The 23,176-nt window shown below is 54.0% G+C and carries 21 protein-coding genes; 13 read left to right on the top strand and 8 right to left on the bottom strand.

Annotation, left to right across the window (positions count from 1 at the left end; all coding sequences use genetic code 11):
* The first annotated feature begins 59 nt into the window (after positions 1–59).
* The 12 genes from hisC to AO726_RS01830 all read left to right on the top strand — a co-directional run bounded on the left by hisC (position 60) and on the right by AO726_RS01830 (position 14,102).
* On the top strand, positions 60–1,166 hold the full coding sequence (hisC, locus tag AO726_RS01885; RefSeq protein ID WP_058066348.1) for a histidinol-phosphate transaminase: 1,107 nt from the start codon (positions 60–62) through the stop codon (positions 1,164–1,166).
* Between the two features lie 47 nt (positions 1,167–1,213).
* Positions 1,214–3,418 (top strand): bifunctional prephenate dehydrogenase/3-phosphoshikimate 1-carboxyvinyltransferase, encoded by a 2,205-nt coding sequence (locus AO726_RS01880; protein ID WP_058066347.1) that lies wholly within the window; start codon positions 1,214–1,216, stop codon positions 3,416–3,418.
* Positions 3,415–4,101, top strand: coding sequence for a (d)CMP kinase (cmk, locus tag AO726_RS01875; RefSeq protein WP_058066346.1), 687 nt, complete (start codon positions 3,415–3,417; stop codon positions 4,099–4,101). The genes AO726_RS01880 and cmk overlap by 4 nt, the downstream gene beginning before the upstream one ends.
* 151 nt (positions 4,102–4,252) lie before the next feature.
* Positions 4,253–5,938, top strand: a complete 1,686-nt coding sequence (rpsA, locus tag AO726_RS01870; RefSeq protein ID WP_058066345.1) for a 30S ribosomal protein S1 — start codon at positions 4,253–4,255, stop codon at positions 5,936–5,938.
* A gap of 152 nt (positions 5,939–6,090) precedes the next feature.
* Positions 6,091–6,381 carry an integration host factor subunit beta gene (gene ihfB, locus AO726_RS01865; protein WP_058066344.1) on the top strand — a complete coding sequence of 97 codons (291 nt, stop codon included), beginning with the start codon at positions 6,091–6,093 and terminating at the stop codon, positions 6,379–6,381.
* 130 nt (positions 6,382–6,511) lie between these two features.
* Positions 6,512–7,582 carry a dTDP-glucose 4,6-dehydratase gene (gene rfbB, locus AO726_RS01860; protein ID WP_058066343.1) on the top strand — a complete coding sequence of 357 codons (1,071 nt, stop codon included), beginning with the start codon at positions 6,512–6,514 and terminating at the stop codon, positions 7,580–7,582.
* 2 nt (positions 7,583–7,584) lie between these two features.
* Positions 7,585–8,478, top strand: coding sequence for a dTDP-4-dehydrorhamnose reductase (gene rfbD / locus AO726_RS01855; protein WP_058066342.1), 894 nt, complete (start codon positions 7,585–7,587; stop codon positions 8,476–8,478).
* Positions 8,475–9,356: a glucose-1-phosphate thymidylyltransferase RfbA gene (rfbA, locus tag AO726_RS01850; RefSeq protein WP_058066341.1), complete on the top strand. Its 882-nt coding sequence runs from the start codon at positions 8,475–8,477 to the stop codon at positions 9,354–9,356. Before rfbD ends, rfbA begins: the two co-directional genes overlap by 4 nt.
* Positions 9,357–9,478: 122 nt before the next feature.
* Positions 9,479–10,495 (top strand): MraY family glycosyltransferase, encoded by a 1,017-nt coding sequence (locus AO726_RS01845; RefSeq protein ID WP_058066340.1) that lies wholly within the window; start codon positions 9,479–9,481, stop codon positions 10,493–10,495.
* 78 nt (positions 10,496–10,573) lie between these two features.
* Complete coding sequence (locus tag AO726_RS01840) at positions 10,574–12,571, top strand: polysaccharide biosynthesis protein (RefSeq protein WP_058066339.1); 1,998 nt, start codon at positions 10,574–10,576, stop codon at positions 12,569–12,571.
* Between the two features lie 236 nt (positions 12,572–12,807).
* A complete protein-coding gene (locus AO726_RS01835; RefSeq protein ID WP_058066338.1) occupies positions 12,808–13,122 on the top strand; it encodes a ComEA family DNA-binding protein in 315 nt (104 codons plus the stop codon).
* Positions 13,123–13,295: 173 nt separating this feature from the next.
* Entirely contained in the window at positions 13,296–14,102 is an 807-nt protein-coding gene (locus tag AO726_RS01830) for an SDR family oxidoreductase (RefSeq protein WP_058066337.1), read from the top strand.
* A 57-nt stretch (positions 14,103–14,159) separates the two neighbouring features.
* Here AO726_RS01830 and AO726_RS01825 read toward each other — a convergent pair whose 3' ends face one another.
* Together AO726_RS01825 and dacB are read right to left on the bottom strand one after the other, a co-directional pair.
* The gene (locus AO726_RS01825; RefSeq protein ID WP_058066336.1) at positions 14,160–14,411 is read right to left on the bottom strand and encodes a YheU family protein; all 252 of its coding nucleotides are present in this window, start codon (positions 14,409–14,411) and stop codon (positions 14,160–14,162) included.
* A 45-nt stretch (positions 14,412–14,456) separates the two neighbouring features.
* Entirely contained in the window at positions 14,457–15,905 is a 1,449-nt protein-coding gene (gene dacB, locus AO726_RS01820; protein WP_058066335.1) for a D-alanyl-D-alanine carboxypeptidase/D-alanyl-D-alanine endopeptidase, read from the bottom strand.
* 218 nt (positions 15,906–16,123) lie between these two features.
* Between dacB and AO726_RS01815 the strand changes: the two genes are divergently transcribed.
* Positions 16,124–16,465: a YggL family protein gene (locus tag AO726_RS01815; protein ID WP_058066334.1), complete on the top strand. Its 342-nt coding sequence runs from the start codon at positions 16,124–16,126 to the stop codon at positions 16,463–16,465.
* A gap of 61 nt (positions 16,466–16,526) precedes the next feature.
* Here AO726_RS01815 and AO726_RS01810 read toward each other — a convergent pair whose 3' ends face one another.
* The 6 genes from AO726_RS01810 to AO726_RS01785 all read right to left on the bottom strand — a co-directional run bounded on the left by AO726_RS01810 (position 16,527) and on the right by AO726_RS01785 (position 23,108).
* Positions 16,527–19,481: an HD domain-containing phosphohydrolase gene (locus tag AO726_RS01810; protein WP_058066333.1), complete on the bottom strand. Its 2,955-nt coding sequence runs from the start codon at positions 19,479–19,481 to the stop codon at positions 16,527–16,529.
* Between the two features lie 102 nt (positions 19,482–19,583).
* Positions 19,584–20,648, bottom strand: a complete 1,065-nt coding sequence (locus tag AO726_RS01805) for an FUSC family protein (protein ID WP_058066332.1) — start codon at positions 20,646–20,648, stop codon at positions 19,584–19,586.
* A gap of 3 nt (positions 20,649–20,651) precedes the next feature.
* Positions 20,652–21,983, bottom strand: a complete 1,332-nt coding sequence (locus tag AO726_RS01800; RefSeq protein ID WP_058066331.1) for a deoxyguanosinetriphosphate triphosphohydrolase — start codon at positions 21,981–21,983, stop codon at positions 20,652–20,654.
* Between the two features lie 100 nt (positions 21,984–22,083).
* Positions 22,084–22,392 (bottom strand): hypothetical protein, encoded by a 309-nt coding sequence (locus tag AO726_RS01795; RefSeq protein WP_058066330.1) that lies wholly within the window; start codon positions 22,390–22,392, stop codon positions 22,084–22,086.
* Complete coding sequence (locus AO726_RS01790; protein WP_058066329.1) at positions 22,389–22,775, bottom strand: phage holin family protein; 387 nt, start codon at positions 22,773–22,775, stop codon at positions 22,389–22,391. The genes AO726_RS01795 and AO726_RS01790 overlap by 4 nt, the downstream gene beginning before the upstream one ends.
* 9 nt (positions 22,776–22,784) lie before the next feature.
* A complete protein-coding gene (locus tag AO726_RS01785) occupies positions 22,785–23,108 on the bottom strand; it encodes a DUF883 family protein (protein WP_058066328.1) in 324 nt (107 codons plus the stop codon).
* Positions 23,109–23,176 lie beyond the last annotated feature (68 nt).

Raw genomic sequence — 23,176 nt, 5'->3', positions numbered from 1 at the left:
TCATGTGCTCTGTATTGCCGGAGCGCATGAAAGCTGCAAGCTATGCGTGAGGCTTTGCAATGACTGATTTTCTTGCCCTGGCTCAGCCGGGCGTGCAGCAACTGTCCCCTTATGTGCCAGGTAAGCCAGTTGATGAGTTGGCCCGAGAGCTGAATCTTGATCCTGCCGGGATCGTCAAGCTGGCCAGCAATGAAAACCCGCTGGGCCCAAGCCCGAAGGTGCTGGAGGCAATTCGGTCCGAACTGGCCGAACTGACCCGCTACCCGGATGGCAACGGCTTTGAGCTGAAAAGTCGTCTGGCTGCCCGTTGTGGGGTAGCGATTGATCAGGTCACGCTGGGCAATGGCTCCAACGATATTCTTGATCTGGTTGCCCGTGCTTACCTGGCACCTGGCGTTAATGCAGTCTTCAGTCAGTACGCCTTTGCGGTCTATCCAATCGCAACCCAGGCTGTTGGTGCCGAGGCCAAAGTGGTTCCGGCTAAAGACTATGGTCATGATCTTGAGGCCATGCTGACGGCAATCGACGCGAACACCCGTGTCGTATTTATTGCCAACCCGAATAACCCGACCGGTACCTGGTTTGGTCCTGAAGCGCTGGAGATATTCCTCTCTAAAGTACCTAAAGACGTATTGGTGGTATTGGATGAGGCCTATATCGAATTTGCTGAAGGCGATGAGTTACCGGATGGTCTCAAGTATTTGGCGCGTTACGAAAACCTGCTGGTTTCTCGCACATTTTCCAAAGCCTATGGCCTGGCTTCGCTGCGTGTCGGCTACGCACTGAGCTCGGCGCAGATTGCTGACGTGCTCAATCGTGTGCGTCAGCCTTTCAATGTAAACAGCCTGGCGCTGGCTGCTGCATGCGCGGCGTTGGATGACGTTGAGTACATGCAGAAGAGCCGTGAGCTGAACGATGCCGGTATGGCTCAGCTTGAAGCCGGGCTGCGTGAGCTGGGGCTGAGCTGGATTCCGTCGAAGGGCAATTTCATTGCCGTGGACTTTGGTCGTGATACCGCTGCGATCAATCAGGCGCTGCTGCGCGAAGGTGTGATCGTGCGCCCGGTTGCCGGTTACGGCATGCCGAACTTCCTGCGTGTTTCGATTGGCTTGCCTGCAGAGAATGCTCGCTTCCTTGAGGCGTTGGCCAAGGTGTTGAGCGCGTGAGTGGATCGCAGGCGGCTGTAACTCAGGTGCAACCTGTTGTCCCTAAGATGGGCCGCCTTGTGGTGGTCGGTCTGGGGTTGATTGGTGGTTCGTTTGCCAAAGGGCTGCGCGAGCAGGGGCTGTTTCGCGAGGTTGTAGGGGTTGATCTGGATGCCGAGTCGCGTCGCCTAGCCGTTGAGTTGGGTGTGGTTGATCGCTGCGAAACTGACCTGGCTCTGGCTTGTCAGGGGGCGGATGTCATCCAGTTGGCTGTGCCGATTCTGGCGATGGAAAGACTGCTGGCTGAGCTGGTTAATCTGGACTTAGGCGATGCCGTGCTGACGGATGTGGGCAGTGCCAAGGGTAATGTCGTTCGGGCAGCGCGCCGTTCATTTGTCGGCAAGTCTGTACGCTTTGTACCCGGTCACCCGATTGCCGGTTCCGAGCAGAGCGGTGTCGAGGCGGCCAATGCCCAGCTGTTCCGTCGCCATAAGGTCATCCTCACTCCAGGGGAGTTCAGTGATGAGTCGGCATTGCAGCTGGTTGATGGCTTGTGGCGTGCGCTGGGTGCAGATGTCGAGCACATGGATGTCGAGCACCACGATGAGGTGCTGGCAGCGACCAGTCATTTGCCACATTTGCTGGCCTTTACTTTGGTCGACTCGCTGGCCAAGCGCAGTGAGAACCTTGAGATTTTTCGTTACGCAGCCGGTGGCTTTCGTGATTTCACACGAATCGCCGGCAGTGATCCGGTGATGTGGCACGACATTTTTCTCGCTAATCGTGAGGCTGTGCTGCGCACACTGGATGTATTTCGCGACGACCTCGACGCATTGCGCGACGCGGTTGAAGCAGGGGATGGGCATCAACTGCTGGGCGTCTTTACCCGCGCCCGGGTTGCCCGTGAGCATTTCGGCAAAATTCTGGCCCGTCGGGCTTATGTGGACGCTATGCACGCGAATGATCTGATTTTTCTGGCAAATCCTGGTGGCTCTGTATCCGGTCGCATCCGTGTGCCGGGTGATAAATCCATTTCTCACCGTTCCATCATGCTGGGTTCGCTGGCCGAAGGCGTTACCCATGTAGAAGGTTTCCTTGAGGGTGAGGATGCGCTGGCTACATTGCAGGCATTCCGCGATATGGGGGTGGTAATTGAGGGGCCGCATCACGGCCGTGTGACCATTCACGGTGTTGGCCTGAATGGTCTGAAAGCGCCGGCAGGCCCGCTGTATATGGGCAACTCCGGTACCTCCATGCGCCTGCTCTCGGGCTTGCTGGCAGCACAGCCGTTCGATACCACGCTGACCGGCGATGCCTCGCTGTCCAAGCGCCCGATGAATCGTGTAGCCAAGCCGCTGCGTGAAATGGGTGCGGTAATCGAGACTGGGCCTGAAGGGCGTCCGCCGCTGACCATCAGGGGCGGCCAGCGCCTGACTGGTATGGAATACGACATGCCGATGGCTAGCGCTCAAGTTAAGTCCTGCCTGCTGTTGGCGGGTCTGTATGCCGCTGGCCGTACTGCGGTCACTGAGCCTGCGCCAACCCGCGACCATACCGAGCGTATGCTGCGTGGTTTCGGCTACCCGGTCGATGTTAACGGCAGCACTGCTAGTGTTGAGTCTGGTCACAAGCTGAGTGCGACCCATATTGAAGTGCCGGCGGATATTTCCTCAGCCGCATTCTTTTTGGTGGCTGCCAGCATCGCCGAAAACTCGGAGCTGGTGCTGGAGCATGTAGGCATCAACCCAACGCGCACCGGCATTATCGACATCCTCAAGCTGATGGGCGGGGACATTACCCTGGAAAATCAGCGCGAGGTCGGTGGCGAGCCGGTGGCTGACATTCGTGTGCGTAGTGCCAAACTGAAGGGGATTGATATCCCTGAAGATCTGGTCCCGCTGGCAATCGATGAGTTCCCGGTACTGTTTGTCGCGGCTGCTGTGGCCGAGGGGCGTACCGTTCTGCGTGGCGCCGCCGAGCTGCGGGTCAAGGAGTCGGACCGCATCCAGGTGATGGCCGATGGTCTGATCGCCTTGGGGGTTAAGGCGGAGCCGACACCGGACGGTATTATCATTGAAGGAGGCAGCATCGGTGGTGGTGAGGTCTGGGCTCATGGCGATCATCGCATTGCCATGTCGTTCAGTGTCGCCTCGTTGCGCGCGACTGCGCCAATCCGTATTCATGACTGCGCCAATGTCGCGACATCGTTCCCGAACTTCCTGGCGCTGTCTGCGCAGGTGGGCATCCGGGTGGCTGAAGAGGGTAAGGCATGATTGTTGCGCCAGTCATCACTATTGACGGCCCGAGTGGATCAGGCAAGGGCACTATTGCCGGTTTGCTCGCACGAAAACTCGGCTGGAACCTTCTTGACTCCGGCGCCCTGTACCGTCTGCTGGCGTTTGCAGCAGGAAATCGCCGTATCGATCTGACTAACGAAGAGGCTATGAAGCTGCTCGCTGCTCATCTGGACGTGCAGTTTATTGCTGCTGATGGTGGCCAGGAGCAGCGCATCATCCTTGAGGGGGAGGAGGTAACCGGCCTGATCCGCAATGAGCAAGTTGGGGCCAGTGCTTCACAGGTCGCTTCCCTTCCCGCCGTGCGTGAAGCGCTATTGCAGAGGCAGCAGGCTTTTCAGGAATTGCCGGGGCTTGTTGCCGATGGCCGCGACATGGGGACGGTGGTCTTCCCGGGCGCGCCCCTGAAGATATTCCTTACAGCCAGTGCAGAAGAACGTGCGCGTCGTCGTTACTTGCAGTTGAAGGCAAAGGGCGATGATGTTAATCTCGCGAGTCTTCTCGAAGAGATTCAGGCGCGCGATGAGCGCGATAGCCAGCGTGCGGTAGCGCCGCTCAAGCCAGCAGCTGACGCAATTGTGCTGGATTCCACTGAATTGACTATTGAGCAAGTGCTTGAACGAATTCTTCACGAGGCCGCAACGCGCGACATCGTGGAATGACCGAGCGTCAACTGCCTTAAGTTGATTTGCTCAAAGGGAGACGCTTGGGTGCCCAGTCCCAGACCCTTTTGTCTCTTTTAATATGAACGTACCCACATTGTCTGGAGTGTGGTTTGGGCGGATTCCCTGCCCTAAATTTACAGGAATTAAAATGAGCGAAAGCTTTGCTGAACTGTTTGAAGAAAGCCTACAAACCCTGAACCTTCAGGCAGGCTCGATCATCACCGCTATCATCGTGGACATCGATTACCAAGCTGGTTGGGTAACTGTTCACGCTGGTCTGAAGTCCGAAGGCCTGATTCCTCTGGAGCAGTTCCAGAACGAAGCTGGCGAGTTGACTATCAATGTCGGTGACGAAGTTCACGTTGCTCTGGACGCGGTTGAAGATGGTTTCGGTGAAACCAAACTGTCCCGTGAAAAAGCCAAACGTGCCGAGTGCTGGATTGTTCTGGAAGCAGCTTTCGCCGCTGAGGAAGTGGTCAAGGGCGTTATCAACGGTAAGGTTAAAGGCGGCTTCACTGTCGACGTTAACGGCATCCGTGCGTTCCTGCCAGGTTCCCTGGTTGATGTCCGTCCAGTGCGTGATACCACTCACCTGGAAGGCAAAGAACTCGAGTTCAAAGTTATCAAGCTGGACCAGAAGCGCAACAACGTTGTCGTTTCCCGCCGCAGCGTTCTGGAAGCCGAGAACAGCGCCGAGCGCGAAGCTCTGCTGGAATCCCTGCAGGAAGGTCAGCAAGTCAAAGGTATCGTCAAGAACCTCACCGACTACGGCGCGTTCGTGGATCTGGGTGGCGTCGACGGCCTGCTGCACATCACCGACATGGCTTGGAAGCGCATCAAGCATCCTTCCGAGATCGTCAACGTTGGTGACGAAATCGACGTTAAAATCCTCAAGTACGATCGCGAGCGCAATCGTGTTTCCCTGGGCCTCAAGCAACTGGGTGAAGACCCATGGGTTGCTATCAAGGCACGTTACCCGGAGAACACCCGCGTTACTGCACGCGTAACCAACCTGACCGACTACGGCTGCTTCGCAGAGCTGGAAGAAGGCGTGGAAGGTCTGGTGCACGTATCCGAAATGGATTGGACCAACAAGAACATCCACCCGTCCAAAGTTGTTAACGTTGGTGACGAAGTGGAAGTTATGGTTCTGGATATCGACGAAGAGCGTCGTCGTATCTCCCTGGGTATCAAGCAGTGCAAAACCAACCCGTGGGAAGACTTCTCCGGCCAGTTCAACAAGGGTGACAAGATCTCCGGTACCATCAAGTCGATCACCGATTTCGGTATCTTCATTGGTCTGGATGGCGGCATCGACGGCCTCGTTCACCTGTCCGACATCTCCTGGAACGAAGTAGGCGAAGAAGCTGTACGTCGCTTCAAGAAAGGCGATGAGCTGGAAACCGTTATCCTGTCCGTAGATCCAGAGCGTGAGCGCATCTCCCTGGGTATCAAGCAACTGGAAGAAGACCCGTTCTCCGACTACGTTGCTGTTAACGACAAAGGCACTATCGTTCGCGGTACTGTTAAAGAAGTTGACGCTAAGGGTGCTGTAATCACTCTGGCTGATGGCATCGAAGCTACTCTGAAGGCCTCTGAAATCAGCCGTGATCGCGTTGAAGACGCTCGCAACGTACTGAAAGAAGGCGAAGAAGTTGAAGCCAAGATCATCAGCGTTGATCGTAAGAGCCGCGTAATCAGCTTGTCGATCAAGTCGAAAGACGTTGAAGACGAGAAAGAAGCAATCAAAGAAATGCGTAAGCAGGAAGTTGAAACTGCTGGTCCGACCACCATTGGTGATCTGATCCGTGCGCAAATGGAAAACCAGAACTAAGTTCAGGTTATCCAGAAAAAGGGCGACTTCGGTCGCCCTTTTTTGTGCTTGAAATTTTATAACACATTGTTTTATAGGCTGTTCAAATCCGATCAGGCATGCTAAAAACACCCTATCCAGTGATCTAGCCGCTTGAAAAAGAAGGGAAAATCATGACCAAGTCGGAGTTGATCGAGCGCATAGTCTCCCAACAGGGACAGCTCTCGTCTAAAGATGTCGAGTTGGCAATCAAGACCATGCTTGAGCAAATGTCTCAGGCACTTTCGACAGGCGATCGTATCGAAATCCGCGGATTTGGAAGTTTTTCACTGCACTATCGAGCTCCCCGCATCGGTCGAAATCCTAAGACCGGAGACTCGGTACGGCTAGATGGGAAATACGTTCCTCACTTTAAACCTGGTAAGGAATTACGTGATCGGGTTAATGAGGAAGAAGATGCCTGATTAGGTTCTCCTAATGGGCGTTGATCTCTTTAAGCTGCCCTCTAATGGGTGAGCCTTTCTTCTTTCAGGTAAGACGTATAATTTTCTTATCTGTTTTTCGTAGCTGGTTTGGGTATTCAAAGGTACTTTTGTGAAGGTTCTGGTGACAGGTGGTGCCGGCTTTATTGGCTCGGCAGTGGTGCGGCATATAATCAATAATACGGGTGATGAGGTCGTCAACGTAGATAAATTGACATATGCTGGAAATCTTGAGTCGCTGTCATCTGTTTCGAGCAGTTCGCGATACAGGTTTGAAAAAGTCGATATCTGTGATCGCGAAGAAGTTGAGCGAGTTATTCAGTCTCACCAGCCTGATGTGATTATGCACTTGGCAGCAGAGTCCCATGTTGACCGATCCATTTCTGGGCCTTCTGAGTTTATCCAGACCAATATAGTCGGCACATATGTTCTCCTCGAAGCCGCTCGCCAGTATTGGATGAGTTTGGATGAGGCGCGTAAGGCTGCGTTTCGCTTCCACCATATTTCAACGGATGAAGTCTACGGAGACCTGGAAGGTCCCGAAGACCTTTTTACCGAAACGACTCCGTACCAGCCTAGTTCTCCTTATTCAGCTAGCAAGGCCAGCTCTGACCATCTGGTTCGTGCTTGGGCCCGAACCTACGGGTTGCCAGTTCTTGTTACTAACTGCTCGAATAATTATGGGCCCTATCATTTCCCTGAGAAACTGATTCCCCTGATGATTCTCAATGCGGTTGAGGGAAAGCCTTTGCCTGTTTACGGGAAGGGTAATCAGATTCGTGACTGGTTGTATGTTGAAGATCACGCCCGAGCTTTATATAAGGTTGTGACCGAAGGTGTTGTCGGTGAGACGTATAACATCGGAGGGCACAACGAGAAGCAGAATATAGAGGTTGTTAATACGCTATGTTCCTTGCTGGATGAGTTGCTGCCTGATTCACCTCATCGTCCACACGCACAGCTGATTACTTATGTTCAGGATCGTCCGGGGCATGACATGCGTTACGCTATTGATGCGAGCAAGATTCAGCGCGAGTTAGGTTGGACGCCTGAGGAGACATTTGAAACGGGGATACGTAAGACTGTCGAGTGGTATTTGGCCAACACAGAGTGGGTAGCCCATGTTAAAAGTGGCAGCTATCAGAATTGGTTCGAGCAGCAATATTCGCAACGTGAGACGTAACCGTGAGGATTCTATTGCTGGGAAAAAACGGCCAGGTCGGTTGGGAACTCCAGCGCTCGTTAATGGTTCTGGGTGAGTTAATCGCGCTGGACCGAAATTACGAGGGTGCGCTTTGCGGTGATTTAGCTAACGCGGAAGCGCTTCGCAAAACAATTCGATTGCTCAAACCTGACGTCATCGTTAATGCCGCTGCCTATACCGCAGTTGATAAGGCAGAAACGGAGCCTGAGCGCGCATACCAAGTCAATTCAATAGCATGTCAATTGCTTGCTGAAGAAGCAGCTTCTCTTGGAACATTATTGGTCCACTACTCGACTGATTATGTTTTCAATGGAGAGGGCGACAAGCCTTGGACTGAGTCTGCTGACACGGGACCATTGAACCAATATGGTGTGACCAAGTTGGCTGGAGAGCAGGCGATAACTGCTAGTAAATGCAACCACCTGATTTTTCGTACTAGCTGGGTTTATGGTGCGCGGGGTAATAACTTCGCTAAGACCATGTTGCGCCTGGCTGGCGAGCGGGAATCTTTAAGTGTTGTGGCGGATCAGGTTGGGGCTCCAACTGGTGCGGAGTTAATCGCAGACGTTACGGCCCAAGCTATTAAAGCTGCTGTTGCACGACCGGAATACTCAGGGATCTATCATCTGGCCGCATCGGGCGAAACTTCGTGGCATGGTTATGCGGAGTACGCTTTTTCGATTGCACGCGAACTGGGATTGCCGCTGCGAGTTGAAACAGTTCAGCCAATATGCAGTGAGGAATTTCCAACACCTGCAGCCCGCCCTAAAAACTCACGCCTCAATACAAATAAATTACAGGACGCATTTTCCATTTATTTGCCTGACTGGAAAGTTGGCGTTAGACGTATGTTAATGGAAGTACTCAATAAATGAATTCATTGAACCGAAAGGGAATAATCCTGGCTGGCGGCTCTGGAACTCGTCTGCACCCTCTGACCCTTGGTGTGTCCAAGCAGATGCTGCCGATTTACGACAAGCCAATGATCTATTATCCGCTTTCTGTACTGATGTTGGCCGGTATCCGTGAGGTCTTGGTTATCAGTACACCTGATGATCTCCCTGGCTTTCGCCGTCTCCTCGGAGATGGTAGCCAATTTGGGATTCAACTGAGTTATGCAGAACAGCCCAGCCCTGACGGTTTGGCTCAAGCATTTCTGATTGGGGAACAGTTCATTGGCAATGATCCCTGCAGTTTGATTCTGGGGGACAATATTTTTTACGGCCAGCACTTCAGCGATTACTTGCACTCGGCTAACGCGAAAACTCAAGGGGCGACGGTGTTTGGTTATCACGTGTCTGATCCGGAGCGATTTGGCGTAGTCGAATTCGACCAAGCCGGAAGGGCACTGAGTATCGAAGAAAAGCCGCTAAAGCCTAAATCTAACTACGCTGTGACAGGTTTGTACTTCTACGACAATCAGGTTGTTGATATTGCTAAGAATATTAAGCCTTCTGCAAGAGGCGAGCTTGAAATCACGGACGTCAACCGTGTGTACCTGGAACAAGATTCACTGAATGTCGAGCTGCTAGGTCGTGGTTTTGCTTGGTTGGATACCGGAACTCATGACTCATTGCTTGAGGCCAGCCATTTTGTGAATACCATTGAAAAACGCCAAGGCTTGAAAGTCGCTTGCTTAGAGGAGATTGCGTTTAGCAATGGCTGGATAGATGCCGAGCAACTGCTGGTTCAGGCTAACGATCTGAAAAAGACTGGCTATGGTCAGTATCTTTTGAAGCTTTTGGAGGGCTGATGATTAAATATCCTTCAGTTGCCATATGGGGCAACTGAAGGGCGGTCAGGCTGGGTAACTAGTTGGCTCCATAGTTTAGTCTTGTATAACTATAAAAATCTTAGTTTGGAGCTGTATAGCTGATGTCATTTTCATGGCTCGCGGTCCCAGTATTTCTGCTTTCCTGGTTTCTGACCCAGCGATCTCTCAAGTACGCATTATCCAGACACATCCTGGATATTCCAAACGCCCGAAGCTCCCATGCTATACCGACTCCCCGCGGTGGAGGGGTGGGCTTTGTCTTGGCGTTTATCTCAGCTGTAGTACTTCTTTATTTGCTTGGAACAGCGCAGTCGTCACTTGCTATCAGTTTGGCTGGTGGTTGTGGAGTCGTCGCGTTGATAGGTTTTGCTGATGATCATGCGTCGATCCCCGCAAGATGGCGGTTGCTTGCCCACTTTCTAGGAGCCGGGGTCGGCCTGTATTGGCTGAATGGCCTTCCATCTTTCACATTGGCAGGTTTTGTTGTTGAACCTCAGCTGTTGTCATGGCTGCTGGGGCTTACCAGCTTGGTATGGCTGCTGAATCTTTATAATTTTATGGATGGTATCGATGGTCTTGCGGCTATAGAGGCCATCTGCTGTTGCGTAGCCATGTGCCTAATCTACGGGCTGTTTGGTTTCGAACATCTTATTGCTGTACCTCTATTGCTGGCCGCCGCTGTCACTGGTTTTCTGATCCTGAACTTCCCGCCAGCGAGAATATTTATGGGGGATGTTGGCAGCGGCTTTCTGGGTTTATGTCTTGGACTCTTGGCGATAAACGCCGGTTGGCATAAGCCTGATCTTATGTTTTGCTGGGCAATAATGCTGGGTGTATTTATTGTCGATGCCACGCTTACGTTAGCGCGCCGGTTTATTCGCGGGGAGCGAGTGTATCAAGCGCATAGATCACATGCTTATCAGCATGCTGCTAATCGATATGGCCATAAGCGTGTGACTATCTCGGTAGCGTGTATTAACTTTTTGTTTTTGTTGCCCATCAGCATGTTGGTCGCTACGGAGTACTTATCGGTTATAACTGGTTTGTTTTTAGCGTTCATACCGCTTGGTGTTTTGGCTTTTTACTTCGGAGCGGGTACAAGGCATAACCCTATTTGAACTAGCGAGGAACATGCGCAGGGTCGCTGGAATTACTCAATATTGCCGTTATCTATTTGTGGTTCAGGATGGGTGAAGATGGATAGAGCCAGAGCCTGGCTGTTAGCAATGCCCAAAAGCCGAAAGCGTCTGCTTCAGGTAGTGACGGATATTCTACTGGTCTGGAGCGCCCTATGGCTGGCATTCCTGGTCCGACTAGGTGTTTCTGATATTTGGGGGCCGTTCGAGAAGTACACCTGGTTATTTATTCTGGCTCCTGTTGTATCGATACCTGTATTTATTAGGATGGGTATGTATCGCGCGGTTATGCGCTATTTCGGCAACGATGCCTTGATTGCAATCATCAAGGCAGTGACTCTTTCATCTCTTGTGCTGGCAGGTGTTTCCTACTTCTTAGGCGTGCATGCGCAGACGATTCCCCGAACTGTGATTTTCAATTACTGGTTTTTGGCTTTGGTAATTATTGGTGGCCTGCGCTTGTGCATGCGGCAGTATTTTATGGGGGATTGGTTTACTGCTTCGCCCTATAACGTCCTGTCTAGCATTTCACCACATGAGCGCCGTGTTGCTGTTTATGGAGCAGGTGTAGCCGGGAACCAATTGGTTGCTGCGCTGCGGATGGGGCGTCATATGCGGCCGGTAGCTTTTATTGACGACGACGTCAGTATTGCCAATCGTTCGATCGCGGGTTTGCACGTGTATAGTCCGGCCTATATCCAGGCCATGATTGATAAGACCGGCGCACAGGAAGTTTTGCTGGCGTTACCGTCAATCTCCCGTAGTCGTCGACGGGAAATCCTGACGCTGCTGGAGCATTTCCCAATTCATGTAAGGAGTGTTCCAAACTTTGCTGACCTTGCCAGCGGCAAAGTTAAGGTTGAGGACATTCGCGAAGTAGATATTGCAGATCTGTTAGGACGTGATCCGGTGCCGGCCGATCCCCACTTATTGCGTGGTTGTGTAAGCGACAAAGTGGTTATGGTTACGGGGGCTGGTGGCTCAATTGGCTCTGAGTTGTGTCGGCAGATTATTGCCTTGAAGCCGCTGGTAGTCATCTTGTACGAGCACAGTGAGTTCAACCTCTACAGCATTCACAAGGAGTTGCAGGCAAAAGTTGAATGCTCTGCTATGTCTATAAAGCTGGTGCCCATACTGGGCTCTGTCAGCAACGCCAGGAAGCTGTTGGATGTGATGAGCAGCTGGAAGGTGCAGACGCTGTACCACGCTGCGGCCTATAAGCAGGTTCCGCTGGTTGAGCACAACATTGCTGAAGGCGTGTACAACAATGTTCTAGGTACGCTATATACCGCGCAGGCTGCTCTGTGTGCAGGCGTGTCGAATTTTGTACTGATTTCGACCGATAAGGCGGTACGGCCAACCAATATCATGGGTAGCACCAAGCGTCTGGCTGAGATGGTTTTGCAGGCGTTGAGTAGTGAGTCTGCGCCGACGTTATTTGGCGATTCCAGCAACATCTCCCATGTCAACAAAACGCGCTTTACCATGGTCCGCTTCGGCAATGTATTGGGCTCTTCGGGGTCTGTGATCCCATTGTTCCGGGAGCAAATCAAAGCCGGTGGCCCGGTTACTGTGACCCACCCAGACATTACCCGTTATTTCATGACCATTCCTGAAGCTGCTCAATTGGTGATTCAGGCCGGGGCTATGGGAGTAGGGGGCGACGTGTTTGTGTTAGACATGGGTGACCCGATCAAAATCGTCGATCTAGCTGAGAAGATGATTCAGTACTCGGGATTTAGTGTCCGCTCAGAGACCAACCCGCATGGTGATATTGCCATTGAGTTCAGTGGCCTGCGCCCCGGCGAGAAACTCTATGAGGAGTTGTTGATTGGTGAGGGGGTCGCCGAGACTGACCATCCGATGATCATGAAGGCCAATGAAGAGTATCTGGCTTGGCCATTGTTTAAGGCACGTTTGTCTGAGTTGTTGGATGCGGTGGATGAGGATGACTTTGTGCGCCTTCGCCAGCTGCTAACCGAGCTGGTAACGGGGTATTGCCCGGAACAGAGCATTGTCGATTGGGCCTATAAGCAGAAGCACGTCACCCTAGAGTGAGGACGAATTGTTAGCACTGCTGTTGGGTGGTCAGCAAGGTGCTTGCCGAGTCATGAGCGGATTACTCTTAAAAGCCCTAGCGTGTGGTCTGTGCTGCGTAATATCCAGATTCAGAGGCGTAGCTGTGAATCTATTGGCATTAGATCAATTGCATTTTTGACTCCTTTTGGCAGTCGTTTAGGGTCCAGAGTGTGGGCGCTCTGCTCATAACTCATAAAATACGAAAGGACTCTTCCATGAAAAATATTTTAGCGATTCTGGCTTTTGCCTTGTGTGCCTCAGTGTCTGTGGTGGGTGCTGCTGAGACTATTAAAGCAGGTGAGCCGGGCTTATCTTCTCCATCATCTGCATCAGTTCTGGTTAATCTCAATACAGCGGACGCTGATACCCTCCAGCGCGAGTTATCTGGTGTAGGGGCTGTCAAGGCGCAGGCAATCGTCAGCTATCGTGAGCAGCATGGCAGTTTTGCTTCGGTTGATGAGCTGCTTGAAGTGAAGGGAATTGGCGAAGGGCTTTTTGAGAAGAATCGGGACAAGTTGTCCGTCAAATAATGCAGCAAGAGGCCGGCTAAGACCGGCCTCTTTCTTTATGTAATCACGAGGGACAAGCTTGAACAGGATGTTCGAGCAACTTTTGGAGTCTGTATTCAGCACCTTGATGGTGAATGGATTATTAGGTGGCTTGGCTAGAATGCGCTGAACAATAACCATCAAAGGATCTCGTTATGCAAAATCGCATGATGATCACCGGTGCAGGATCAGGCTTGGGGCGTGAAATCGCGTTGCGTTGGGCGCGTGAAGGTTGGCAGCTGGCGTTGTCGGATGTGAATGACGTGGGGGTCGCTGAAACCCTCAAGATGGTGCGCGAAGCCGGTGGTGATGGTTTTACTCAGCGCTGTGACGTAAGGGACTTCAGTCAGCTGACTGCATTCGCTCAAGCGTGCGAAGAGAAGCTCGGTGGTATTGATGTCATCGTTAACAACGCGGGTGTGGCATCTGGCGGATTCTTTAATGAGCTCTCTTTGGAAGATTGGGATTGGCAGATCGCAATCAATCTGATGGGCGTAGTTAAGGGTTGTAAGGCGTTTCTGCCTTTGCTGGTCGAGAGTAAAGGGACAATCATCAATATTGCTTCAATGGCAGCGCTGATGCAGGGGCCGGCAATGAGTAACTACAATGTGGCGAAAGCCGGTGTAGTGGCGCTTTCTGAAAGCCTCTTGGCTGAGTTGAAGATGCAGGAGATTGATGTGCACGTGGTCTGTCCTTCTTTCTTCCAGACCAACCTGCTGGACTCCTTCCGTGGCCCTAAGCCGGAGATGAAGGCTCAGGTTGGCAAGCTGCTGGAAGGTTCGCCGATCAGTGCTGCGGACATTGCGGATTATATTTATCAGGAAGTGGCCAAAGGTCAGTTCATGATTTTGCCCCATGAGCAGGGACGGATGGCATGGGCGGTGAAGCAGAAGAACCCACAGTTGATCTATGACGAGATGGCTGCAATGGCTGACAAAATGCGGATGCCGCGCACTAAGTAAATCTATGTCTCTACTCACTGACCAGCCGATGCGTTTGGTCAGACGGGGGAGGGGCGATTATTCGTCGAGCGCCTGATTCAAAGCTTCAATCCATTCTTTCGGGACATCCCGTTTCAGGGCCAACTGACACTGCTGGCTTTCTGGGTCAAAGACAATCACGGCTTCTTGGCGTTCGAGCGCCCGTCTTACCCGTTCTGTACGGGTATGCAGCGGGGTTTCGTCGCCGTTGTCAGTGCCCTCCCGGGTGACGAAGTCTTCAATCAAGCGGGTGAGCGTTTCAGCCTCAAGCAGATAATGGGGAATCAGCACTGGGTTCTCCTGACTGACGGCGCGCGTGCACGCCGTCAGGTACGACTAGCGTTGGGTTGTGATCTTGGGCTGGCGATGCAGGTCAAGCAGAACCTGATCAAGAATCGATGATGCTCCCCATGGCCGCGGGTCGTTGAGAATGCTGACCACCGCCCAGGTTTTGCCATTGCTGTCCCGGCTGTAGCCTGCGATTGCCCGAACATTGTTGAGGGTACCCGTTTTGATGCGGGCCTCACCCTTTAGTGGGCTGTTCTGCAGGCGGCGGCGCATAGTGCCGTCCATGCCGGCCAAGGGCAGTGAGGTCATGAACTCGGCTGCGTAGGGGCTCTTCCACGCGGCTTGCAGTAACTGAGCCAGCTCACGGGCACTCACGCGCTCTGCGCGGGACAGGCCCGAGCCGTTTTCCATCACCAGATGCGAGGCAGTGATGCCCTTGCGTGCCAGCCAGCTGCGGATAACCCGCTGAGCAGCTTTGCCGTCATCGGTGTCGCTGCTGGTGCGGTAATGAGCTCCGATGCTGAGAAACAGCTGCTTGGCCATGGTGTTGTTGCTGTACTTGTTGATGTCGCGGATTACCTCCGCGAGGTCTGGCGAGTAAGCGCGGGCCAGAAGACGTGCTTTGTCGGGCACCGCGCCCAGGCGATTCTGACCACTGATGCTGCCGCCCAGCTCCTGCCAAGTACTGCGGATAACGCCAGCGGCGTAGCCGGGGTGGTCGAGCAGGGCAATGTAGGCTTGCGAGCTGCAACCTTCAGCCAGCTGTCCACTGACGACAACGCGGATGCCGTTGCTGTCTGAGACCGGGTTGTAACGGACATCCGGCCAGCCCGGGCATTTGGCAGCTGGCAGGGCTTTGACCTGATTGTCGATCTGGATTGAGGCAATGGGCGGCTCGGCGGCCACATACACCTTGCCGCCTTCAGTACGGCTGATAAAGCGCAAAGCCTTGAGGTTGACCAGAAGGGAGTCAGGCGCAACCAAGAATGGTTTGTAGGCGTCGCCACCGTCGTCATCGAACTCCGGGTGCAGCGGCTGAGCGAAATAGCTGCGATCCAGAATCAGGTCGCCATTGACCTGTTGTACACCATTGGCGCGCAGATCACGCATCAGCAGCCAGAGTTTCTCCATGTTGAGTTTTGGGTCACCGCCACCTTTAAGGTAGAGGTTGCCGTTAAGCACACCGTTACGCAGAGTGCCATCGGTATAGAACTCGGTTTTCCATTGGTAGTTTGGGCCTAGAAGTTCCAGCGCGGCAAAGGTGGTGACCAGCTTCATCGTGGAGGCTGGGTTGACGGAAATGTCGGCGTTGTAGAACGCGCTATTGCCTGGGGCGTCCAGCGGAATAACGGCGATGGACAGCGATTGTGGGCTGATTTTGTTTACTTTGAGGGCTTGTTGAACTTTGTTTGAGAGAGGGCTCTCAGCTGCGGCCAGGGGCAGGCACACAGGCAGAAGCAAACTGGCAAGGGCCAGTCGGCGAAGTGTTTTCATCATGTGCAGCTCGTCTCCAGCTGAAAAGGCAGGCGCAGCAATGGCCGGGCGGCCTGAATGAACGCCGTAGATTATGCCCGAATCCGCTGTTCAGATCAGGGCAAATCGCGCCACAGGTCAGGAAACTCGCTGCTGATCGTTCAGCGCATCGCCCCATAAAGAGGCACTTTGCTGGCGAACCTGTTAGAGTGCGGGCCGTTATTACTTGTGAGGATTGTTCCATGGCTACTAACCGTTCCCGCCGTCTGCGCAAAAAACTCTGTGTGGATGAATTCCAGGAGCTGGGCTTTGAGCTGAATCTGAACTTCAAGGAAGACTTGAGCGAAGAGGCCATTGATGCATTTCTGGATGCGTTCCTGAGCGAGGCGATGGAAGCAAATGGTCTGGCCTATGTTGGCGGTGACGATTTTGGTCTGGTTTGCCTGGCCAAGCGTGGTTCGGTCAACGAAGAACAGCGTGCAGCCGTTGAGAGCTGGCTGAAAGCCCGTTCTGAGCTGACTGAGCTGACTGTTAGCCCGCTACTGGACGTGTGGTACCCAGAGACTCCAGTCAACAAGGCTTGAGTCTGATTCATCGGGGCCCGATTTCGGGCCCCGAGTTGTTTAGGCTGAGCCCAATCTGCTCTCATTTCAGGCCAGCTCTGGCCAATATTGCCTGTTCGTCGATCTGATCAATCTGATTGTCTTGCATAAAGCGTTTGGCGTAGTGCAGGTAGATCTGTTTCCGGATGAAGAGCCCAAACAGTTCGGCATCGATATGGCCGTTTGTGCACATGCCCGCCATGATGTTGAGCGACTCAGACAGGCGTTTCCCTTTCTTGTAGGGGCGGTCCACCGCAGTTAGCGCCTCGAATATATCGGCAATTGCCATCATTCTGGCTGGCAGCGACATGTCTTCGCGTTTCAATCGCTTGGGATAGCCCGTGCCGTCCATTTTTTCGTGATGAGCCCCGGCAAGATCGGCCACGCTACGAAGGTGCGGCGGGAACGGCAGAAGGGTCAGCATGCGGATGGTCTGGAGCATATGACCGTTGATGATGTAGCGTTCTTCGTCGGTCAGGGTGCCGCGCCGTATGCCAAGGTTATACAGCTCACCGCGGTTGTACTTGTACGGAGGCTCCTGCATTTTGAAATTCCACGGATTGTTCTGTGCGATTTTTTCATTCGGCGGGCGTTCAAACAGATGTTCCGGCTTGTCACTCAGCAAGTATTCGGCGACCGGGAGAGCAGGTTCGGTGGTACGTGACTGGCGCTGGTTTTCTTCCCAGGACAAGCCTATGCGATCACTGAGGGTACGGCTCCAGGTCCTTTGTCCAATCTCGTGGAGCCGCTGCAGAGCGCTTTCGTCCATGGCTTCACTGCCGAGGTTGCACTGGGCGACAAATGCGAATTCATCGTCGAGTGTATGTAGCAGGTTGTCTCTGATTTGGGCCAGTTCTTCTGTGTTGCCACCGTTAGCCACTGCTTGCCAGTAGCTGATCCAGGCGTCGCGTTTGATAACCTCAAATCGCATGCGCACTTCATGCAGACGGTCGTAGAGGGTTTCCAGTTTGGTGGCTTTATCCACCACGTATTCGGGCGTAGTGATTTTGCCGCAGTCGTGTAGCCAAGCGGCGATGTGCAGGGCTTCCCAGTCTTCGTCTGTGGGTTGGTAATCTCGGAACGGCGCTTCTTCGCTCTCGGCTGCAGCTTTGGCCAGCATCAGGGTGATTTCTGGAACCCGCTGGCAATGCCCGCCGGTGTAGGGGCTTTTGGCATCGATGGCACCTGCCAGCAGTTGGATAAAGGCATCCAGCAGGTTTTTTTGCTGCTCCAGTAGACGCTGACTTTCGATGCAGAGCGCAGCAACTCCAGAGACCGCTTCGACAAATGCAATCCGCTCCGGCCGCAGCATGGCTAGATTGTCGTCTTGTCCTTCGTTTCGGTTCAGTAGTAACAGCACGCCAAGTGTTTGCCCCTGGCGATTATGCAAGCCGGTGCAGACCAAGTGGGCTTGCTCGCAAGATAGCGCCTGCAAGATGCCGTGAAAGGTATCCGAGGCTGTCTCCCCCAGCGACTCGCTGATGCTGGTACCGCCTGACGCAACGTGTTTGAACACATTAGGTGTGTCATCTGCGGCGAGGTCGATGTGACTAAGGTTGTGTTCACTCAGGTCTTGCTGCTGACCATCAATAAACAGTCCGATGGGTTCCAGGTCGTGGCCGTTCAGCAGGTAGAGCAAGCCAGCATGGGCCTCGCTGAGCTCAACGGTTTCCCGCAGCACTCGCTTGAGCAGCGAATCAAAGCGCGTTTCGGCGGATAGGCTGGCAGTGATATCAAGGAAGCTCGACAAGGTCTCCTTCATGCGCTTCATCGACACCGCGAGTTGGTCGACTTCTTTAACCAGGCTGCGCCCGCTGGCGGGGTAACTGAAGTCGAAGCGCCTTATCGCCTCAGCTTCTCCGACCAGAACCCGCAGGGATTTGGCCAGGATATGGGAGAGCAGCCAGGCCAGAGGTATGCACAACAACAAAATGGTCAGGCTGATGGCGGCGGCCTGCCAGCGGATTCGGTAGGCATCGCTCAGCAGCTCTTTTTCAGGGGCAAGAATGAGCAGGCGTAAACCGTTGGGACCGCCCTCGCTGAACTTTGAGTAGGACACTTGCCAGCGTTCATGATTTATCACGACATGGTTCAGCGGGCTGCCGTCATCCACATCGAGCGTTAAAAAGGTGTCCAGCACCGGACTCAGTTCTGCGATATGTGTGCGCTGCTGATCGTTACCGGGTTTGATCAGCTTGCCAGCATCAGGGTAGGCCACAACCCGTCCGTCTGGGCTGTACAGGACCAGCTCGGAGGAGGGTGTCAGTGTGTGTGCGGCCAGGGTGGCGGAAAGGTCGGCCAGAGTCAGGTCGGCGGCGACCACTACCCCTTTATCATCACTGGCCAAGGCCAGGGTTGTGCCGATCTCTTTGGTAGAGAAGAAACTGTAAGGCTCGGTGGTGTAATGGCCAGGCCTTTGCAAGGCGTTGCTATACCACGGGCGACTGCGTGGGTCGTAGGGCTCGCGCAGGTTCTGGCGGCGGCTGATGATGTTAAGTTGCGCATCGATGTAAAGAAATTCCGAGTCCGCACGGCGTTCACTGATCCGGTCGATACTCCAGACTTGGTACGCTGCTTCGGGCGGGGCATAGAACAGCTCCCGGGTCGTCTGGTTGCGTAGGGCACGCACCATGTAGAAGCTGCCATTGGGGTAGCCCACGTAGATCGACGTGAGCCGAGGATTATCAATCAGAGCTTGGGTGAAGATCGGCAGCATCACCATACGGGCGTGACGGTCGCGTCCGCTGAGTTGTTCATTGCGCGCGAGCAAGTTGAGCATGGAACGGATCGGCTGGTAGGTGCCTTTCAGGTCGGCTTCGACGCTATTGCGCATTTGCCCGAACAGCTGACTGCTGCTGTCGAGGATGATCTTGCTGGTCTGCTGATAATTGAAAATACCCAAGATGATGCCTGACCCCAGCAGCAACAGGCTGAATAGCAGGCTTATGTGAATGTGCAGGGCAAACCTGCGCTTGTCAGACTCCGGAAGGGTATGCATTCGACACCTTAGTACTTAATGCTCTGTCGAAAGCATAGTGAAAGCTGGACAGTTTGCTGCCCGCGCGTTGCGCCCCATTGGAAAAGTGTGCGGGGGGGCTGCTTACTGTTCGTTTTGAGGGGCAGGCATCGGTGGCTGGCGCTGCTCTATCCTGCGTGCCAGCCCATAAATGAACAGCGCCACTGTCAGACCAATCGCCACACCCAGCAGGCTGTTGAACAGTCGGATGGCTGGTAGATGCCAGTCATGGGACAGGCTTTCTGCCAGCAGCACGAAGCAAATGGTGGTTTGTGCCACGAACAGGCCGTAATGGTTGGCTTGCAGTGCCCGGCTGAGAACGATTAGAGGCAATACCAAACTGATCATCATGACCGGGTTCTGTAGGCTGTGGCCCAGCAGAATCAGCAGGCCGGCTGCGCTAAGGCCGGCCAGTGTGGATTGAACGGCCCTGACCAGGCTGCCTTTGAACTCCAGTTGCAGGGTCGAGAGGACGGTAATAGTGAGCCAGTAGCCACGATGCAGATTGGCCAGATTGACTACCAAGCCCGACAGAGCAAAGGCCAGGGTACAGCCCAGTGCATGCAGACGCCATTTATGCTGCGGCATGCGTTTGGCATGTTGGCGCAGTACTTTAAACAAGCTGCGCAAGCGCGGTATATGCGGCCACATGCGTAGGCCATGAAAGCCGCGCAGGAAAAACGCCAGCAGCATGACCCACAGTCCGCCGAGGATAAACAACATCGCGGCAGCATACGGGCTGTTCATCGCGCCCAGGCTTTGTTGGGCCTGGCCGAGGCACAAGCAGATAGCCAAGCCCACGCCTAATTTTCCGGCCTCACTGCCAAAACGCTGCAGCCATGCCAGTAGGAAACCGTATGCGGCAAACACAAACAGACTGTAGACATGTTGGTCGGCAACCCAAAACCCCAGTCCGGCACTCAGTGCCCCAAGCATGCACAGCATCAGCATGCGCAACATGCCCAGGCGATGCATAGGATTGGCTTGGGCTGCTTGAAAGGCACCAACCGACGCCCAGAGAAAGCCGGGATGAGCGCTGAACAGCCCCAGCAGTAAGGGCAATCCGCAGCCCAGCCCAGCCACCAGCGCAGCCCCCCACGCGGGAGGGCCGGCATGCCAGCTGAATATTTCTCTGAGAGATGTGCGCATGGTTTAAACCGGACTGGAGCGCCCCGTCATTTCGCGGGCCATTTCAGTAGCGTAGCTGTCCGTCATCCCGGCGATGAAGTCGATCATGCGCAAAAAGGCGTGGTAAAGGGAGCTATTAGGATCGGGGGCGTTGTTGCCTAAAAGATCAAGGATTCGCCGGTTCTTAAACGAAGGGCTACGTCCTCCGTGTTGCTCAAGGGCTGCACCGCAAAATGCGTTGAGGAGAATCTCAAGCGTGGTGTAAGCCCCGATTTCATGCAGGGTTTTACGCTTATCTTGGAAGATTTTCTGGCGGGCCATGTCTTTTGCACTTTGTACGCAGTGTTTGGCGGTGCCGTGCATGTGCTCCACCAGGTCACCGCTGAGATTACCCGCCAGCAGCGCATCTTGCTGCTCGACAAAAGCCTGGGCGGCGGCATTGGTCAGGTGCTCGATGGCTTTGCCACGTAAAATCGCCAGTTTCCGCCGTCTGGAATCGCTAGGACCCAGCTGGCGGTAGGTTTCCGGTAAGTCTTCACCGACCAGACCGAGGAGCAGAGCTTCTACTTCACTGTATTCGAGTAGCTCCATTTCCAGGCCGTCCTCCAGGTCGATTAGGCCGTAGCAGATGTCGTCCGCTGCTTCCATCAGGTACACCAGTGGGTGGCGTGCCCAGCGTTCATCTTCCAGTTGCGGTAAGCCCAGCTTGTGGGCGATCTGGCTCAAGACAGGCAGTTCATTCTGGTAACAGCCAAACTTGTGCTTCTTATAGCCTAGGGCTTCTGCGTGTCGGGCTGTCCAAGGGTATTTCAGGTAGCTGCCCAAGGTTGCGTAGGTCAGCCGTGTGCCGCCATCAAACTGGTGATACTCCAGCTGGGTTAGCACGCGAAAACCCTGGGCATTGCCTTCGAAGTTGAGAAAATCATTGCGCTCGCTGTCGCTCATACTGTCCAGCCAGCCGCGCTGGGCAGCCTGATGGAACCAGTGGCGGATGGCATCTTCACCTGAGTGGCCGAAGGGCGGATTGCCGATGTCGTGGGCCAAACAGGCAGACTGCACGACTACGCCCAAATCACTGGGCGCACACCATTCAGGCAATGTGTCACGGATCATCTCGCCAACGCGCATACCTAACGAGCGTCCCACACAGCCGACTTCCAGAGAGTGGGTCAGGCGGGTGTGAATGTGGTCGTTGCTGGAGACAGGATGGACCTGAGTTTTGCGGCCCAGACGGCGGAATGCGCCGGAGAAGATGATGCGGTCGTGGTCTTTGTGAAAAGGGGTACGTCCAAGTTCGGCTGCACTATGGGTAGGTTTGCCGAGTCGTTCACGGTTAAGCAGTGAGTGCCAATCCAAAGCTGATCCTCGCCATAACAGGCCAATGCCCGCTAGCTTCGGTTTTATGGCGGGAGGATGCAAGATCCCGGCGTATTAAACCCGTCAATTATCAGGGAAATCAGCTTTTAACTTTGCGACGCAAAAGGGGCAGCGCAATCAGCGCCAGACGTAGTACTTGCCGCCACCCACGGCGCTTGCGCCCCAGGGCTGTGAACAATAGTGCACCGCCGGTTAGCCACAACGGAGCGGGGCCGGCTTTTAACGTGCTGCCAATGGAACTGCGCAGCCCCTGGACTTTGCGCAGCGGCTCCAGCATCACCAGAGCCTCATGGCGCATTTCCTGACGATGCAGTTCGAGTTGCATGCGTAGTACCGATTTTCGCAGTTCACGGCGTGAGGCTTTGGCGGGTACTTCAGGAAGGTTCATGGCAGTAATTGCTCCCGGTCGCGGGCCAATTCTTCGAGACTCGCACTGAAAGGTGTCGGGGCATTACGTAAGCGGCTGATCAGGACACCCACGCAGGTCAGCAGCCCCAGCGCATAAAAGGCGCACAGTAGGCAGATGACCAACAAGCGGTGGTCGTCCCAAAAAGCGATCAGCAAGGCTGCCGAAAGGCCGAAGATAAGCAGCAAAGCAAACAGAAGCCCCAGGCCGGTGACTATCAGCAGGGTGAGCGTATTGCTTTGCTGCTCTTTTAACTCTTCGACAAACAGGGCGACATGGCCTTGCAACAGTCCCAACAGAGCGCTGGCAAATCGGCGGGGGGAGTTGCTGCGCGTACTTTCAGTGGTGGGCGTTGTTGCGTCCATGAGTTTCCCTTAACGACGGCCGATGAGCAGGCCGATCAGCACACCGATCGCAGCTGCGAAACCAATGGTCTGCCAGGGATTGCTCTGCACGTAGCCTTCTGTGGCATCAATTGCAGCTTTGCCACGTTCTTTAAGGGATTCTTCGGTGCCCTTCAGTGCGTCCCGGGCCTTACTTAGGCTGTTTCGGAGTTGTTCGCGCAGGCTCTCTGCCTGATCGCCAGCCAAGTCGGCGGATTCCTGAAGTAGTTTTTCGGTATCAGAAACCAAAGACTGGAATTGTTCGAGCAGTTTGTCTTGCGCGGCATTGGCAGTTGAAGCGGACTTACGGGGCATTGTTTCTTCCTCTTCCGTGTAGGGTGTGATCCATTCGACTTTGATCAGGGACAAATGTTCACAAATTA

The organism is Pseudomonas sp. TTU2014-080ASC (assembly GCF_001446935.1).
Classification (GTDB): domain Bacteria; phylum Pseudomonadota; class Gammaproteobacteria; order Pseudomonadales; family Pseudomonadaceae; genus Aquipseudomonas.
The sequence above is the reverse complement of the archived record's forward strand: the minus strand, read 5'-3'. Positions and strand labels throughout refer to the sequence as shown.

Bases quoted from the DNA above. Each gene is read 5' to 3' on its own strand.
- AO726_RS01840 (WP_058066339.1), top strand. From the start codon at position 10,574: ATGGATAGAGCCAGAGCCTGGCTGTTAGCAATGCCCAAAAGCCGAAAG.
- cmk (WP_058066346.1), top strand. From the start codon at position 3,415: ATGATTGTTGCGCCAGTCATCACTATTGACGGCCCGAGTGGATCAGGC.
- AO726_RS01835 (WP_058066338.1), top strand. From the start codon at position 12,808: ATGAAAAATATTTTAGCGATTCTGGCTTTTGCCTTGTGTGCCTCAGTG.
- ihfB (WP_058066344.1), top strand. From the start codon at position 6,091: ATGACCAAGTCGGAGTTGATCGAGCGCATAGTCTCCCAACAGGGACAG.
- AO726_RS01810 (WP_058066333.1), bottom strand. From the start codon at position 19,481: ATGCATACCCTTCCGGAGTCTGACAAGCGCAGGTTTGCCCTGCACATT.
- dacB (WP_058066335.1), bottom strand. From the start codon at position 15,905: ATGATGAAAACACTTCGCCGACTGGCCCTTGCCAGTTTGCTTCTGCCT.
- AO726_RS01845 (WP_058066340.1), top strand. From the start codon at position 9,479: ATGTCATTTTCATGGCTCGCGGTCCCAGTATTTCTGCTTTCCTGGTTT.
- rpsA (WP_058066345.1), top strand. From the start codon at position 4,253: ATGAGCGAAAGCTTTGCTGAACTGTTTGAAGAAAGCCTACAAACCCTG.
- AO726_RS01795 (WP_058066330.1), bottom strand. From the start codon at position 22,392: ATGAACCTTCCTGAAGTACCCGCCAAAGCCTCACGCCGTGAACTGCGA.
- AO726_RS01790 (WP_058066329.1), bottom strand. From the start codon at position 22,775: ATGGACGCAACAACGCCCACCACTGAAAGTACGCGCAGCAACTCCCCC.
- AO726_RS01785 (WP_058066328.1), bottom strand. From the start codon at position 23,108: ATGCCCCGTAAGTCCGCTTCAACTGCCAATGCCGCGCAAGACAAACTG.
- AO726_RS01815 (WP_058066334.1), top strand. From the start codon at position 16,124: ATGGCTACTAACCGTTCCCGCCGTCTGCGCAAAAAACTCTGTGTGGAT.
- hisC (WP_058066348.1), top strand. From the start codon at position 60: ATGACTGATTTTCTTGCCCTGGCTCAGCCGGGCGTGCAGCAACTGTCC.
- AO726_RS01880 (WP_058066347.1), top strand. From the start codon at position 1,214: ATGGGCCGCCTTGTGGTGGTCGGTCTGGGGTTGATTGGTGGTTCGTTT.
- rfbA (WP_058066341.1), top strand. From the start codon at position 8,475: ATGAATTCATTGAACCGAAAGGGAATAATCCTGGCTGGCGGCTCTGGA.
- AO726_RS01830 (WP_058066337.1), top strand. From the start codon at position 13,296: ATGCAAAATCGCATGATGATCACCGGTGCAGGATCAGGCTTGGGGCGT.
- AO726_RS01805 (WP_058066332.1), bottom strand. From the start codon at position 20,648: ATGCGCACATCTCTCAGAGAAATATTCAGCTGGCATGCCGGCCCTCCC.